Annotated in this window: 16 protein-coding genes, 2 tRNA genes and 1 pseudogene; 14 read left to right on the top strand and 5 right to left on the bottom strand. The window is 68.9% G+C overall.

From position 1 onward, the window contains the following. Position 1 precedes the first annotated feature (1 nt). Genes FBY35_RS05085 through FBY35_RS05070 form a run of 4 tightly spaced genes read left to right on the top strand, consistent with a single transcriptional unit; the run spans position 2 to position 1,977 of the window. Entirely contained in the window at positions 2 to 436 is a 435-nt protein-coding gene (locus FBY35_RS05085) for a roadblock/LC7 domain-containing protein (protein ID WP_142212630.1), read from the top strand. Continuing rightward, positions 433 to 810 carry a DUF742 domain-containing protein gene (locus FBY35_RS05080; RefSeq protein ID WP_142212629.1) on the top strand — a complete coding sequence of 126 codons (378 nt, stop codon included), beginning with the start codon at positions 433 to 435 and terminating at the stop codon, positions 808 to 810. The genes FBY35_RS05085 and FBY35_RS05080 overlap by 4 nt, the downstream gene beginning before the upstream one ends. After that, positions 788 to 1,405 (top strand): ATP/GTP-binding protein, encoded by a 618-nt coding sequence (locus tag FBY35_RS05075; protein WP_142212628.1) that lies wholly within the window; start codon positions 788 to 790, stop codon positions 1,403 to 1,405. The genes FBY35_RS05080 and FBY35_RS05075 overlap by 23 nt, the downstream gene beginning before the upstream one ends. Next, complete coding sequence (locus FBY35_RS05070) at positions 1,402 to 1,977, top strand: GAF domain-containing protein (protein ID WP_142212627.1); 576 nt, start codon at positions 1,402 to 1,404, stop codon at positions 1,975 to 1,977. Before FBY35_RS05075 ends, FBY35_RS05070 begins: the two co-directional genes overlap by 4 nt. A 145-nt stretch (positions 1,978 to 2,122) precedes the next feature. Here FBY35_RS05070 and FBY35_RS05065 read toward each other — a convergent pair whose 3' ends face one another. Beyond that, positions 2,123 to 3,319 carry an acyl-CoA dehydrogenase family protein gene (locus FBY35_RS05065; protein ID WP_142212626.1) on the bottom strand — a complete coding sequence of 399 codons (1,197 nt, stop codon included), beginning with the start codon at positions 3,317 to 3,319 and terminating at the stop codon, positions 2,123 to 2,125. Between FBY35_RS05065 and FBY35_RS36355 the strand changes: the two genes are divergently transcribed. Further along, positions 3,284 to 3,463: a hypothetical protein gene (locus FBY35_RS36355; protein WP_186357008.1), complete on the top strand. Its 180-nt coding sequence runs from the start codon at positions 3,284 to 3,286 to the stop codon at positions 3,461 to 3,463. The genes FBY35_RS05065 and FBY35_RS36355 overlap by 36 nt on opposite strands. 487 nt (positions 3,464 to 3,950) lie before the next feature. Here FBY35_RS36355 and FBY35_RS36910 read toward each other — a convergent pair. Further along, positions 3,951 to 4,052: pseudogene (locus FBY35_RS36910) on the bottom strand (transketolase); the annotation flags it as partial. A 241-nt stretch (positions 4,053 to 4,293) separates the two neighbouring features. On the opposite strand from FBY35_RS36910, the gene FBY35_RS05055 reads away from it, so the two are divergent. Next, a tRNA-Pro gene (locus tag FBY35_RS05055) sits at positions 4,294 to 4,370 on the top strand. A gap of 318 nt (positions 4,371 to 4,688) precedes the next feature. Next, positions 4,689 to 5,930 carry a cytochrome P450 gene (locus tag FBY35_RS05050; protein ID WP_142212625.1) on the top strand — a complete coding sequence of 414 codons (1,242 nt, stop codon included), beginning with the start codon at positions 4,689 to 4,691 and terminating at the stop codon, positions 5,928 to 5,930. A 55-nt stretch (positions 5,931 to 5,985) separates the two neighbouring features. Here the strand turns inward: FBY35_RS05050 and FBY35_RS05045 are convergent, their stop codons facing one another. Then, the gene (locus FBY35_RS05045; RefSeq protein ID WP_142212624.1) at positions 5,986 to 6,513 is read right to left on the bottom strand and encodes an SgcJ/EcaC family oxidoreductase; all 528 of its coding nucleotides are present in this window, start codon (positions 6,511 to 6,513) and stop codon (positions 5,986 to 5,988) included. A gap of 89 nt (positions 6,514 to 6,602) precedes the next feature. Here FBY35_RS05045 and FBY35_RS05040 point away from each other — a divergent pair, with 89 nt between their 5' ends. After that, positions 6,603 to 7,070, top strand: a complete 468-nt coding sequence (locus FBY35_RS05040) for a MarR family winged helix-turn-helix transcriptional regulator (protein ID WP_399208233.1) — start codon at positions 6,603 to 6,605, stop codon at positions 7,068 to 7,070. A gap of 36 nt (positions 7,071 to 7,106) precedes the next feature. Here the strand turns inward: FBY35_RS05040 and cobF are convergent, their stop codons facing one another. Continuing rightward, positions 7,107 to 7,862, bottom strand: coding sequence for a precorrin-6A synthase (deacetylating) (gene cobF / locus FBY35_RS05035; RefSeq protein WP_142212623.1), 756 nt, complete (start codon positions 7,860 to 7,862; stop codon positions 7,107 to 7,109). Positions 7,863 to 7,944: 82 nt separating this feature from the next. On the opposite strand from cobF, the gene FBY35_RS05030 reads away from it, so the two are divergent. The 3 genes from FBY35_RS05030 to FBY35_RS05020 are packed head-to-tail and all read left to right on the top strand — an operon-like array spanning position 7,945 to position 10,720. Then, complete coding sequence (locus FBY35_RS05030) at positions 7,945 to 8,655, top strand: (Fe-S)-binding protein (RefSeq protein WP_142212622.1); 711 nt, start codon at positions 7,945 to 7,947, stop codon at positions 8,653 to 8,655. After that, the gene (locus FBY35_RS05025; protein WP_142212621.1) at positions 8,652 to 10,091 is read left to right on the top strand and encodes a LutB/LldF family L-lactate oxidation iron-sulfur protein; all 1,440 of its coding nucleotides are present in this window, start codon (positions 8,652 to 8,654) and stop codon (positions 10,089 to 10,091) included. Before FBY35_RS05030 ends, FBY35_RS05025 begins: the two co-directional genes overlap by 4 nt. Next, positions 10,088 to 10,720, top strand: coding sequence for an LUD domain-containing protein (locus FBY35_RS05020; RefSeq protein ID WP_142212620.1), 633 nt, complete (start codon positions 10,088 to 10,090; stop codon positions 10,718 to 10,720). Before FBY35_RS05025 ends, FBY35_RS05020 begins: the two co-directional genes overlap by 4 nt. Here FBY35_RS05020 and FBY35_RS05015 read toward each other — a convergent pair. After that, on the bottom strand, positions 10,709 to 11,182 hold the full coding sequence (locus tag FBY35_RS05015) for a DUF309 domain-containing protein (RefSeq protein ID WP_142212619.1): 474 nt from the start codon (positions 11,180 to 11,182) through the stop codon (positions 10,709 to 10,711). The two genes, FBY35_RS05020 and FBY35_RS05015, sit on opposite strands and share 12 nt — an antisense overlap. Before the next feature lie 56 nt (positions 11,183 to 11,238). Between FBY35_RS05015 and FBY35_RS37700 the strand changes: the two genes are divergently transcribed. The 3 genes from FBY35_RS37700 (at position 11,239) to FBY35_RS05000 (ending at position 13,399) form a co-directional block, all read left to right on the top strand. Next, positions 11,239 to 11,502, top strand: a complete 264-nt coding sequence (locus FBY35_RS37700) for a winged helix-turn-helix transcriptional regulator (RefSeq protein ID WP_313904645.1) — start codon at positions 11,239 to 11,241, stop codon at positions 11,500 to 11,502. 370 nt (positions 11,503 to 11,872) lie between these two features. Beyond that, positions 11,873 to 11,946: transfer RNA gene (locus FBY35_RS05005), tRNA-Pro, on the top strand. A gap of 238 nt (positions 11,947 to 12,184) precedes the next feature. After that, on the top strand, positions 12,185 to 13,399 hold the full coding sequence (locus FBY35_RS05000) for a helix-turn-helix domain-containing protein (RefSeq protein ID WP_160159228.1): 1,215 nt from the start codon (positions 12,185 to 12,187) through the stop codon (positions 13,397 to 13,399). The last annotated feature ends 94 nt before the right edge of the window (positions 13,400 to 13,493 follow it).

Here is a 13,493-nt window from a genome sequence, read left to right as displayed (position 1 = left end):
CATGGTGAGCGACGTGCCGAACGGCCATACCTCGGACCTCGACTGGCTGCTCAGCGGTCTGGTCCAGCGTGTGCCGTACACCCGGAACGCGGTCCTGCTCTCCTCCGACGGGCTGGTGAAATCCGTGCACGGCCTGGACCCCGACAGCGCCGACCACATGGCGGCGCTCGCCTCCGGCCTCTACTCCCTGGGCCGCAGCGCCGGAGCGCGCTTCGGCGACGGGGGAGAGGTGCGCCAGGTCGTGGTGGAGCTGGACTCGACCCTGCTGTTCGTCTCCACCGCGGGCTCCGGCACCTGTCTCGCCGTGCTCGCCGGGCGGGAGGCGGACGCCGCGGTCCTCGGATACGAGATGGCGATGCTGGTCAAGAGCGTACGGCCGTATCTGACCACACCCGCCAGACATTCGGCGGGGGCACCTAGTGCCGCGGGGCAATGAGCGTGCCGTCCCCCAAGGACGGGCCGCTGCTCGACGACGCGGCCGGCCGTCTCATCCGTCCTTACACGGTGAGCGGCGGCCGTACCCGTCCGACGGCCGCGCTGGACCTGCTCTCCCTTGTGATGGCCACCGGGACCGTGCCGCAGACGCACTTGGGCCCCGAGCACGCCACGGCGCTCGACCTGTGCGACGGGCCGACGTCGGTGGCCGAGATCTCCGCGCATCTCAGGCTCCCGGCGGTCGTCACCAAGGTGCTGCTCTCCGATCTCGTGGACTGCGGCGCCGTCACCGCACGGGCGCCGCGCTGCAACGACTCACTCACGGACCGTTCTTTGCTGGAGGCGGTGCTCGATGGCCTACGACGGCGGCTCTGACGTGGACGACCTCTTCCCGACTGCTCTGAAGATCCTGGTCGCGGGCGGATTCGGAGTCGGCAAAACGACGTTTGTGGGGGCGGTCAGCGAGATCGAACCCCTCAGTACGGAAGAACTGCTGACCCAGGTCAGCGTGTCGACCGACAAGCTCGACGGCATCGAGTCCAAGACCACCACGACGGTGGCCATGGACTTCGGCCGGATCACGCTCGACCGGAGCCATGTGCTCTATCTGTTCGGCACACCCGGCCAGGAGCGCTTCTGGTTCATGTGGGACGAGCTCTCCCAGGGCGCCCTCGGAGCCGTTGTGCTCGCCGACACCCGCCGACTCGAGGACTCCTTCTCGGCCGTGGACTTCTTCGAGCGGCGCGGCATCCGATTCGTCGTCGCCGTCAACGAGTTCGACGGCGCCTACCGCTATGAACCGGAAGAGGTACGGGCCGCGATCGACCTCAAGCCGGAGGTGCCGGTCGTCCTGTGCGACGCACGTATCGCCAGCTCGGGGATAAGGACACTGGTCACCCTCGTCCAGCATCTGCTCACCACCGTCCCGGCGCCGGCCGCGCCGGCCCCGAGCTACGGAGCACATACATGACGTACGACCCAACCGGCCATCTGCTGCTGACCCCCATCGACCGCGAGGCGCCCGTCCGCGTGCAGCGGCTGCGCCAGCTCGGCTTCGGGGACCGGCCGGACCCCGCGTTCGACGAGTTCGCGCACAAGCTCGCGGAGGTGACCGGGGCGCCGTACTCGATGGTCAACTTCATTGACGAGAACCAGCAGTTTTTCGCCGGTCTGCACACCCCCTCCGGGACGCACGCCGGCAGCGATCCGGGCGCGGCGGCCGGGGGAGGGGACGGCGGGGTCAGCCGTTTCATGGCCCGCGACCACGGCTACTGCCCGCATGTGGTCGTACGGCGCAAAGCCCTCGTCCTCGAGGACGTCTGCGACTATCCGAGGTTCGCGGGCAATCCGGTCGTCGACGAGATCGGCATCCGCTCCTATCTCGGGGCGCCGCTGATAGACCGGACAGGGATCGCCCTGGGCACGATCTGTGTTGTGGACACGGAGCCGCGGCCGTGGGGGCGCGCGGGTCTGGAGACGATCAAGTCGCTGGCGGCGGAGCTGATAGAACAGATCCACCGCCGGGAGGACGGCAGGATCTAGGCACTTCCTAGGAACCCAGGCGCTGGGTACGTCCTTCGGGCGGGACCTGGAGCGCCGGACGGGGGCTTGAATTTCTGCCTGGTGGGCGGAAATTCAAGCCCCCGTCGGCGTCTGAGGCGCGGGGTCCGGGGCGGGAACCAAGGGGTCAGACCGCCGGTTCCAGTCTCACTGCCTCGGACAGCCGGTCCGACCAATCGCCCTTCTCCGTACCCAGCGCCACCTCCGCGAGGCGCAGGAGCTGGATGTCGGAGGTGCCCGCGGGGGCGAACATATGGAGCGCGTCCCGCAGATACCGTTCGATGGGACGGTCGGTGAAGAGCCCGGCCGCGGCATGCACCTCCATGGCGCTGCGCGCGGTGTCGATCGCCGACTCGACATTGACGAGCTTCGCGTTCATCAGCTCGGCGTCGCACGGCAGACCCCGGTCGAGCAGATTCACGGCGTGATACGCGGCGAGCCGGGCAGTCATCAGCCGCGACTGCATTTTCCCCAGCTTCAGCTTGATCGTGGGCAGATGGTGCAAGGGGTTGCCGTAGCGGTGGCGCTCGGCGCAGAAGCGCGAGGTCTCCTCAAGGATCGCCTGATGGATGCCGAGTGAGACGGCGGTGAGGTTGGCCCGTCCGTACAGGACGCTGGAGGAGTACGCCACGGCCAGGCCGTCACCCTCCTCGCCGAGCCGGTTCGGCGCAGGCACGCGGCAGTTGTTGAAGTGAAGTTCGCCGAAACTGAAGCCGTGCAGCCCCATGGTGGGCCGCTGCTCGCCGACGGCGAACCCGGGCCGGTCCGATTCCACGAGAAAGGCCGTCAGCCCCTTGGAACCGGGAGCGGTCCGCACCACGACTCCGTGCAGATCGCCGACGTGGCTATTGCCCACATACACCTTTCGGCCATTGAGAATGTAGTCGTCGCCGTCCCGTACGGCCGTGGCGCTCATGCCCAGCACGTGGCCGCCGGACTCGGGTTCGGTGACGGCGATCGTCGGCAGACAGTCGCCTGAGGCGATGGCGGGGAGCCATGTCTTCTTCTGCTCGTCGCTGCCGAAGTGGACAATTTTGGCGACGCCGAGCTGCGAGGCCTGCACCATCGCGCCCATCGCCCCACTGACCCTGGACAATTCCTCGATGATGATGGTCTTGGCCAGATGCCCGACCCCCATGCCTCCGTGTTCCTTGCTGATCGTGGCGCCGAGCCAGCCCTGCCGGGCTATCAGCCGGGACAGTTCGCGGTGGACCGACCGAGCGGTCTCCATCGCCGGGATCCTCGGACGTACCTCGGTCTCGGCGAACTCGCGCACACGATCGCGTAATTGGTGATGAAGTCGACTGGCGAAATATCCGTCCATCGCGAGTCCTCCTCTGCGAAACGCCTGCTCGGGCAGTTGTTCGAGCAGGTGGTGCATCGGCAGTGGTCTCGTCCCGAACAGGCCGACCACATCATGGTGTTGATCGTTTTTCGGCGGCACAAGATCGATACCAACTTTGGCTGAAACGAAGGCCGTTGACGTTTGGTTGAGGATGTGTATCGCGTGGTACGGGCTTGTCCGGTCCTGTCGTACGGCATTCCCCCTGTACCTCTTTCTGCCACATGCCAACGGCAAAGGTTTGGTGGGCACATGGCACTGAGGGACAGGTGTGAGTCCGAGATATGCGCATCTGGGACATCCTGGCGCACCGGAAGAACCTATACGGCACGGACTTGGGCCGAAAAGAACGCATGTGGGCACCGTGGGCGGGCGCGGGGGTCCGCAGTGCCAGCGTACTGGGGCGCTGACCGGCGCACGAGGCATGTAAGGGGGCGCACGGGCGCACGCCCTGCGCCCTCGTGGCGTGGGGCGCCGTTTCGGACGGTGCTCCAGTCGGGGCGCGGGGGTGCCTGCGGTGCTTTCCCCTGCCCGGCCTCCCTTCTACGGCCTGGCGGCCGTGGGAGGTGCCCCCACGCAGTGGTCCGACCGCGAGCCCGCCACGCCCCCTTGCGCAGCGCATCCGCCTCGTCCGGGTGGCGGGGCACATGGGCCGTCCAGCCGTCGAGGGTGTCGAGTGCAGCCACGTCACCGGCGGCATATGGGTGAGACCGCCGCCGCTCAGAGGTCGGGCTTCACCTGGTCGAAGGGTCGCCCGACCGGCACCATCAGCCGGTGCAGGTTCTGGACGTCGTGGTCGGAGGTGACCACTGTGTTTGTCATGTCACTCACCGTGCGGCCTCGACTCTGATCGAGGTCGAGCCCGCCCAGGTGAAAGCGGTTCGTGACCACCGGTCGAAGTGCGGTATTGTTCTCATGCGCGTTCGGCCGGGGGAAACCCCAGGTCAGACGGGCACCGGGACGTGGCGCAGCTTGGTAGCGCACTTGACTGGGGGTCAAGGGGTCGCAGGTTCAAATCCTGTCGTCCCGACCAGCGTTTATGCAGGTCAGAGGTCGTATCGGAGTCTTCCGGTACGGCCTCTCCGGTTTTCCGGGCAAGCCCCCTTCCTGGCATGGGCATCGCCATCGGCCGGGAACCGGCCTCGCCTCGCCCCGCAACGGCCCTCGTGGCGCCTCAGACGATCGCCGGCGGCGCGATCACGATCATCCTCGCGATCCTCGCGGACCGTACTGACCGAGGGGCGACCGAGGGACCCTTTCGGGCATGGCAGGGCTGGGGCACGATGGCCGGACGAACAAGCGTGCCCACCGCCCAGATCCCTCCCGACCCGGAGTCACCCGGAGGCGCCGCATGCCGAGCAAAGATCACGCCAGGCTCGACGGGCTGCAACGCGATCCCTATGCGCTCTACGCGCAGGCACGCCGGACCGAGGGCCTGACCTTTGTTCCCGAGCTCGACGCCTGGCTCGTCGCCCGGGACGCGGATGTACGTGAAGTCCTGCGGCGGTCCGAGGAGTTCTCGTCCGTACGCGCCCTGCTCCCCGATGTGATGCCCTCGCCCGCCGCCCTGGAAGTGCTGTCCAAGGGCTTCGGCAAACGGCCCACCGTCGTCTCGACGGACGGTCCGGCCCATCAGCGCCACCGTGCCCCGCTCAACCGCGGCCTGTCCGCCGGGCGGATCGCCGCGCTCGTCCCGTACGCAGCCGAGTGCGCCGGGGCGCTCGTCGACGGTTTCGCAGGCGTCGACGGCTTCGAGGCGAACGGCCGGGTCGAGCTGATCGCGGCGTACGCGCGTCAGTTACCCGGCCAGGTCATAGGCCGCCTCATCGGCTTCGACCCGGTGGATGTTCCGCTCGCGGTGCACGGCGGCTACCGCGCCGAAGAACTGCTGTTCCGGCCGATGGACCCAGACAGGCAGATCGCCGCAGCCGAGGACATCGTCGCCCTCCAGAAGATGCTGGACCACTACATACGCGAGCGCCGGCAGGGCCCGCGCGACGATCTGCTGACCGGGATGGTCACCGCGCTCGCGCCCGGAAGTGGCGAGCTCACTCTCGATCAGCGCCACGAGCTGGTGTCCAACCTCCAGAACTTCCTGATCGCCGGGCATCTGACCACCACGGCCCTCATCGGTTCGACGCTGCTGCATCTGCTGCGCGACCGGCGGCAGTGGGAACTGCTGTGCGCGGAGCCGGAGCTGATCCCTGCCGCGGTCGAGGAAGCGGCGCGGTACGACACCGCGGTCCAGGGCTTCCGGCGTACGACCACCCGGCCTGTCACCATCGCCGGTACCGATCTCCCCGCCGGGGCCACGGTGTTCGTGGCGTACGGATCGGCCAACCGTGACGAGGAGCGCTACGACCGGCCGGAGGTCTTCGACATCACCCGGCCGCTCTCACGGCAGCATGTGGCCTTCGGCCATGGCGCGCACGGCTGCCCCGGATCTCAGCTGGCCCGCGAACAACTGCGCCTGACCCTTGAGTTGTTCGCCCGCCGGCTCCCCGGTCTGCGGCTCGACGAGGACAGGCCGCCGACCGTGATGCGGCCGACGCTCATCCACCGTTCGCCAGAGGCGCTGCATCTCGCCTGGTGAGGTTGCGCGCAACCGCGGCGAGTATTGCTCCGGATCGATGGGTGCTGGGCGCAGTTCAGTGCGCGGCAGGCCTGGTCGCGGGCTGGAGCCTGAACGAGATTGCCTCCATCAGGCCCCTGCGCCGGGTCTTCTGGACGGCGGCGATCCGCCAGCGGCCGTCCTCCCCGCGGACGACGGTGTATGTCGCGAGTTTGCCGAGCCTCTTCGCTTCGCCCTTGTGCACGTCGCCGCGGGTGAGGACAACGGCGGTGTCGGGACCGTAGAGGCGGATGTCGACAATCTCGATGGTCAGCCGGGTTCCTTTGAGGAAGCTGTCGAACAGGGCCTGGTGGGCGCGGCCGATGTCCTGGCCCCCGTGGTAGGCCGTGCCGACGAAGGTCACGTCGGTGGCGTCCGCGGTGAACTGCTCGCCGTAGGCGGTTCCGTCGCCGCGGTTCCAGGCGGCGCGGCTTTGCTCGAGGAGCGCACGGATCGCGCTGTGGTCGCGGTCGTCGCCGCGGCCGTGGTCCACGGGGATGTTCGTGGTCGGGGTGACGGTCGGTCCGGCGGCCTGATCGGACGGCACGGTGCTGACGGCAGTCATGGTTCACCTCTCGTGGTAACTTCTTTGAAGAAGTTTCTTCCTTGAGGATTTCTCTTCCTTGGAGAAGAGATTAGGGAACGGAGGAGCCCGTGTCAACGCCGGCCATGCGACCCGACGCGAGCCAGATCTACCGCCAGTATCTGAGCGCGGTGATGCTGCACGGCCACGCGAGCGCCAGAGCCTGTGACCTCGGGGCCACCGACCTGTACGCGCTCAACATCCTGCAGCTGGCGGGGGCGATGACCCCCGGTGAACTGGGCGCTCGCACCGGACTGACGACAGGGCCGACCACCCGGCTGATCGACCGGCTGGAGCGGGCGGGCTACGTCCGCCGCGCAGCCGATCCCGGCGACCGGCGCAAGGTCATCGTCGAGCCGGTCAGCAGCCCCGCCGACCTCGACCGCGTCATGGCTCCCGCCCGGCAGAAGATCGGCGAGATCCTCGGCGGATACTCGCCCGAGCAGCTCGACGCCCTTTTCGACTACTTCGCCCGCGCCGCCGAGGCCTACCGGGAAGCAGCCGAGCAACTGCGCACCGAGGGCAGCGCCGACAGCTGAACCCCGCGGCGAAGCAGGGCCGGGGACGGGAGTCCGTCAGCCGCGCCGCAGCAGATAGGTGTCCATGATCCAGCCCTTCCGTGCCCGCGCCTCGGCCCGCAGCTCCTCGATCCGCCCGGACACCTCCGCGAGTCTGCCCGAGACCAGGATCTCGTCCTCCGTGCCCACGTAGGCGCCCCAGTAGATGTAGAGGTCCTGGTCGAGATGGCGGGTGAACGCCTGCCGCGCGTCGAGCATCACCACGACGTCGTCCACGCCCTCCGGCCAGCCCTCGGCGAGCCGGCGGCCCGTGGTGATCTGCACCGCGCGGCCCACCCGGTTCAGGCCCGTGCGATGCCGGGCCAGCAGTGACGAGACGCTGCTGACGCCGGGCACCACCTCATGGTCGAAGGTGACCGTGCCCCGCTCCAGGATCTCCTCGAGGACAGCGAGCGTGGAGTCGTACAGCGCGGGATCGCCCCACACCAGAAACGCACCGCACTCCTCATCACCCAGCTCCTCGGCGATGAACCGCTCGTACAGATCGGCACGGCGGCGGCGCCAGTCGTCGACAGCGGGGGAGTAGTCCGATGTTTCCCGGTCCCGCTCCGGGTCGCGCGCCTCGATCAGACGATAGGCGCGGTTCTCGACATGGGCGTCGAGAATGTCCCGCCGCAGCCGGATCAGATCCGACTTCTCCTCGCCCTTGTCGAGGATGAAGAACGCATCCGCCTTGTTCAGGGCCTTGACCGCCTGCAAGGTCAGCTGGTCGGGGTCGCCCGCTCCGATGCCGATCACATAGAGCTTTCTCACCCCACCGATTATGCGGGACACCCCTCGTCCGGCTGATCGCGCAGGCTTCCGAGGGCCGCCGGTCGCGGCATATCCTCCGACCATGCGTGTCGCACTCTTCGTCACCTGCGTCAACGACGCGGTGTATCCGGCCACGGGCATCGCGACCGTCAGACTCCTGGAACGGCTGGGTGTGGAGGTGGACTTCCCGGCCGGGCAGACCTGTTGCGGACAGCCGCAGTACAACACCGGCTACCGGCGGGAGACCGAGCCCCTGGTGCGGCGCACGGCACAGGCCTTCCAGGGTTACGAATATGTCGTCACGCCGTCGGGGTCGTGCGCGGCGATGGTGCGCGAGCACTATCCGAAGTTCGGGGAGACGGCGCTCCCCGCCCGTACGTACGAACTCACCGAGTTCCTGGTCGACGTCCTGGGTGTCACGGATGTCGGCGCCTTCTTCCCGCACACCGTCACCTACCACCCCACCTGCCACGGATTGCGGGCCCTTGGCCTGGGGGACCGGCCGCGCAGACTCCTCGAAGCGGTCAAGGGCCTGGAGCTGCGGGAGCTGCCCGTCGCGGAAGAGTGCTGCGGCTTCGGCGGAACCTTCGCCGTCAAGAACGCCGACGTCTCCGCCGCCATGGGCCAGGACAAGGCCCGCAACGCGCTGGCCACGGGCGCCGATGTGCTGTGCGCCGTCGACAACTCCTGTCTGATGCACATCGGCGGCATTCTGCGCCGTCAGGACGCCCCGCAGCGCGCCCTGCACATCGCCGACATCCTGGCCTGCACCGAGGAGGAGCCCCTTCCGTGAGCGGTACATATCTCGGTATGCCGTCCTTCCCCAGGGCCGCCAGGGACGCCGTCCAGGATGTGACGCTGCGCGCCAATCTGCGCCACGCGACCCACACCATCCGCGACAAGCGGGCAAAAGCCGTGGCGGAGCTGGAGGACTGGGCGCGGCTGCGCGAAGCGGGCAAGCAGATCAAGAACCACACGCTCCGCCATCTCGACCGCTATCTGGAGCAGTTGGAGGCGTCGGTCACCGCGGCCGGGGGCACCGTCCACTGGGCGGCCGATGCCGCCGAGGCCAATCGCATCGTCGCCGATCTGGTCAAGGCGACGGGCCAGAACGAAGTCGTCAAGGTCAAGTCGATGGCCACCCAGGAGATCGGCCTCAACGAAGCGCTGGAGGCCGAGGGCATCGCCGCGTACGAGACCGACCTCGCCGAACTCATCGTGCAGCTCGGCCACGACCGTCCGTCGCACATCCTCGTCCCGGCGATCCACCGCAATCGCGGCGAAATCCGCGACATCTTCCGCAAGGAAATGGGCAGTTGGGGCAGAGCGGCCCCGGAGGGACTGACCGAAGCTCCCGCCGACCTCGCCGAAGCAGCACGCCTGCATCTGCGGGAGAAATTCCTGCGCGCGAAGGTCGGCGTCTCCGGCGCCAATTTCATGGTCGCCGAGACCGGCACCATCGTCGTCTTCGAGTCCGAGGGCAACGGCCGGATGTGCCTGACCCTCCCCGAGACCCTGATCTCCGTCGTCGGCATCGAGAAGGTGGTCCCCACCTGGCGCGATCTGGAGGTCTTCCTGCAGACCCTGCCACGCTCCTCGACCGCTGAGCGCATGAACCCGTACACGTCGATGTGGACGGGAACCGCCGACGCGGACGGACCGGGGACCTTCCATCTGGTCCTGCTCGACAACGGCAGAACCGATTCGCTCGCCGACGAGGTCGGCCGCCAGGCGCTGCGCTGCATCCGCTGCTCGGCCTGCCTGAACGTCTGCCCGGTGTACGAGCGGGCCGGCGGCCATGCCTACGGCTCCGTCTACCCCGGCCCGATCGGCGCCATCCTCTCCCCCCAGCTGCGGGGAATCCAGAGCGAGATCGACGCCTCGCTGCCGTACGCGTCCTCGCTGTGCGGCGCCTGCTACGAGGTGTGCCCGGTCGCCATCGACATCCCCGAAGTCCTTGTCCACCTCCGGGAGAAGGTCGCGGACCAGGGCGGCAAGGGACACCGCGTGGAAAGGGCGGCGATCAAGGCGGCGGGCTGGGTCCTCGACCATCCGGCCGCGCTCGCCGCCGGGGAGAAGGCCGCCGCCAGGACCCGCAGACTGCATCCGAGGACACTCCCGGGCGCAGGCCCGTGGACCGCGGCCAGGGAACTGCCCGAGCTGCCGGCCCAGTCCTTCCGTGACTGGTGGAAGAAGAACCGGACGAACGGGAAGAAGAACCGCACATGAGCGCCTCACGCGAGAGCATCCTCGCCCGGGTCCGTGCGGCCGTGGCCGACGCCCCCGAGACGCCCGAGCCCGCCCGCGACTACCTCACCACCCACACCCCGGACGATCCGGCCGCGATCCTCGATCTGCTGCACGAGAATCTCGCCGACTACCGGGCGATTGTGCACCGTGCCACGGAAGACGAACTGCCCGCCCTCATCGCCGAGTTGCTCGACACGCACGGCGCGAGGTCGGTCGCCGTACCGGAGGGGCTGCCCGCAGCGTGGCTCACGGACACGAGCGCCGAACCGCGCACCGACGAGGGTCCGCTCACTGCGTACGAGCTCGACGCCATCGACGCCGTGGTGACCGGCTGCGCCCTGGCGATCGCCGAGACCGGCACGATCGTCCTGGACGCGGGACCCGCGCAGGGACGCCGGGCGCTGACGCTCGTTGTGGACCTGCACATCTGCGTCGTACGAGCCCCCGGGCAGGTCGTCGCCTCCGTACCGCAGGCCATGCCGCGGATCGACCCGACGCGCCCGCTGACCTGGATCTCCGGTCCCTCGGCCACCAGTGACATCGAGCTCGACCGGGTCGAGGGCGTCCATGGTCCCCGCACGCTCGAGGTCGTGCTGCTACGGGACTGAGGTCAGCCGGGGAGCCTCCGCGACGGCGTCCACCGGTCCGTCGAGCCGGGCCGCGAGCCCCCGAGCCCAGGCCGTCAGACCGGCCACATCGATGGCGTACGGATCGCGATAGCCGGAGATCCGGTCCGCGCCACGCAGCAGCAGCCGCCCGCCGCCCGCCGCATTGCCGCGCGCGGCATGCGTGAGCCCCACCGCCAGCTGCGCGAGTCCGCGCCACAGCTCGCGCTCCGCCTCGGGCCCGGTCTTCCAGGCGTCCTCGAAGACCTCGTGGGCGTGGAAGGGCATGCCCGCGTCGAGCAGCCGCTGCGCATCGGCGAGGCTCTGGCCGGCGGTGCGGACGATGCCTTCAGGCTGACGTTCCACTCCCTCTGCCCCGTACGGGAGGGGGCGCCCCAGCCCGTCGCGAGGCCGTGCGTTGCGGGCGCGCCCTTCGGCGTCGCGGTCCCTGCGTGCCTTGTCCACGTATCGATTGTCCCCCCGCGCGGGAGCGGCAACGGACGGCAGGGAGTGAGTTGGACGTGGCAACCCAGTGGCATGAAGGCACGCACCACCGAGGACCGCACGCTCCCCGCACGCGCCCCGGACTCGCGTGGCCGGCCCTGCTCGATCGCCGCCCGCTCCAGGCCGTCGGCGAGAAGTGGTCGCTCCTCGCGGTGCGGGAGATCAGCTTCGGCAACCGCCGCTTCGCCGCGATCGCACGCGTCACCGGCGCTCCCCGCGATGTCCTCACCGCGCGTCTGCGTCATCTTGAGTCCGTCGGTGTCCTCACCCGGCGGCAGTAAAGCGAGTACCCTCCGCGCTTCGAGTACCACCTCACCGAGCCGGGGAGGGACCTGCTCGTGGTGCTGACCACGCTGCGCGCGTAGGGCGACCGGTGGCTCGTCGACGAGCCACCCGCCGTCTTCGGCCACTCCTGCGGCGACGAGCTGGACCTGGTCCACAGCTGCCGCCACTGCGGCCAGGAGGTCATGCCCGAGGAGCTACGACTCGATGTGCGCACGCCTGGCTGGAATTCGTCCGGACCAGTCGACTCCCCGACGTCCCACTCGGCGGCCGGGAGCGAATGACCGCAGGCCGCGCGTCGGGCGGTCCGGCGCTGTGAGGTAGTGTTCTCCTGCGCGCTCAACCGGGAAACCGGGAGGAATCGCGCAACGGGACGTGGCGCAGCTTGGTAGCGCACTTGACTGGGGGTCAAGGGGTCGCAGGTTCAAATCCTGTCGTCCCGACGGTGCAACAGGGCTTCGAGCCCAGGTCAGGGCCTTGTTTCACTTCGGTGAAACAGGGCCCTCGATCGTTTCCGGGGCCGTCGTCTCAGCGCCTCGCGGGGCAATAAGCCTTGGTCGCACGGCTGGAGGACCGACAGTTGTCTTCTGTGGACGCTGTACGCGAATGACCCGACGAAGGCGTCTCTGCCGGCACCTTCGGCGGCGTTCCCTCGATATCGTGGCGGCGTACCGTGGCAGCGTGGCAAACGAAGATCTGGGACGGACCCTGCGCCGCCTGCGCCGTCTGGCCTCCCTGACGCAAGAGGAACTGGCCGAGCGCTCCAATGTGTCCGTCGATGTGATCCGTCAACTCGAACAAGGGCGGAAGCACTCGGCACGCCTCCCCACGCTGCACGCGTTGGCGAACGGCCTCGGTGTGGAGCTGACCACGCTTCTGGGCGACCCGCCTGCGGTGTCCTCCACAGGCGAGAACGACGGACCGCGCTTCGTAGCGGTGCGCCGCGCCATCATGCCTGTGCTCTGGGGGCCGGAGCCGCAGCCGCCAGGGCCTGACTTCTCGCTGGACCGTCTCCGCGAGCAGATCGCGGACGGCTGGACGCAGTACCACGCCGCCGAGTTCGACACGGTGATGAAGGCGCTGCCGGACTTGCTCTCGGATGCGCGCACTGCCACGGCCTCGGGCAACGACGACGACCGCAGGGCCGGATTCGCAGCCCTGGGCAAGGCGCTTCAGCTCGCCGGACACGTCGCCGTGCGGATGGGCAAGACGGACCTTGCGCTGACGAGCCTGGAGCGCGCCATAGACGCGGCGGGAGAGTCCTCCGATCCACTGCTTCTACCGATGATCGTGAACTCCGCGGCGTGGACCTACCAGCGGCAGGGGCGCCTCGAAGACGCACTGAGCATCGCCCTCCGTGCCGCCGACGACATGGTCGACGCTGGTCGTGACGAGACAGCCGACGGCCTGAAGGTGTGGGGCGCGCTGACCATGAGCGCCGCCACGTCGGCCGCGCGAAGCGGCGACTACGAGCGCGCGGCGGCGATGATGGAGACGGCAGAGAAGGAAGCCGCACGAGTCTCGAAGCTGCCCGAGGGCAGCGACAACCGTATGGTCAGCGTCTTCAGCCCGTCATCGGTCCGCATCGAACGCGTCCGGCTCGCAGTCCAGTACGGGCACCCGCAGGACGCCTTGGCGCTGGCCAAGGGGATGCGGCTGAGCAAGGACACCCCGCCGTCCTGGCGGACGTGGCTGCTGCTGGACGTGGCCCGAGCCCACACGGACATCGGGGACGCGGCCGGAGCAGTGAAGACCCTGGAGTCCCTGCGCCGAGTGGCGCCGACGTGGATGCAGCACCACACATTGGCCGTGGCCATCGTGCGCGATCTGTGGGCGCTCCCCAACCACCCGCCGGGACTCCGGCCGTTGGCCGAGTTCCTGGGGGTTGGCGAATAGCGGGGTGAAAGTGGGACGTTGCGCCCCTGTCAGCGTTCCCGGCATGTCGCTTACATGAACGGACAGCGCCCCGGCGGCCGTGCGACCGGCCCCG

It is taken from the genome of Streptomyces sp. SLBN-118, assembly GCF_006715635.1.
Lineage (GTDB): Bacteria > Actinomycetota > Actinomycetes > Streptomycetales > Streptomycetaceae > Streptomyces.
This window is presented reverse-complemented; position numbering and strand designations above follow the sequence as displayed.

Excerpts from the sequence above, each read along its gene's own strand:
- FBY35_RS05080 (WP_142212629.1), top strand. The coding sequence starts at position 433 with ATGAGCGTGCCGTCCCCCAAGGACGGGCCGCTGCTCGACGACGCGGCC.
- FBY35_RS05020 (WP_142212620.1), top strand. The coding sequence starts at position 10,088 with ATGAGCGCCTCACGCGAGAGCATCCTCGCCCGGGTCCGTGCGGCCGTG.
- FBY35_RS05065 (WP_142212626.1), bottom strand. The coding sequence starts at position 3,319 with ATGGACGGATATTTCGCCAGTCGACTTCATCACCAATTACGCGATCGT.
- FBY35_RS05030 (WP_142212622.1), top strand. The coding sequence starts at position 7,945 with ATGCGTGTCGCACTCTTCGTCACCTGCGTCAACGACGCGGTGTATCCG.
- FBY35_RS05075 (WP_142212628.1), top strand. The coding sequence starts at position 788 with ATGGCCTACGACGGCGGCTCTGACGTGGACGACCTCTTCCCGACTGCT.
- FBY35_RS05045 (WP_142212624.1), bottom strand. The coding sequence starts at position 6,513 with ATGACTGCCGTCAGCACCGTGCCGTCCGATCAGGCCGCCGGACCGACC.
- FBY35_RS05050 (WP_142212625.1), top strand. The coding sequence starts at position 4,689 with ATGCCGAGCAAAGATCACGCCAGGCTCGACGGGCTGCAACGCGATCCC.
- FBY35_RS05085 (WP_142212630.1), top strand. The coding sequence starts at position 2 with ATGGTGAGCGACGTGCCGAACGGCCATACCTCGGACCTCGACTGGCTG.
- FBY35_RS05070 (WP_142212627.1), top strand. The coding sequence starts at position 1,402 with ATGACGTACGACCCAACCGGCCATCTGCTGCTGACCCCCATCGACCGC.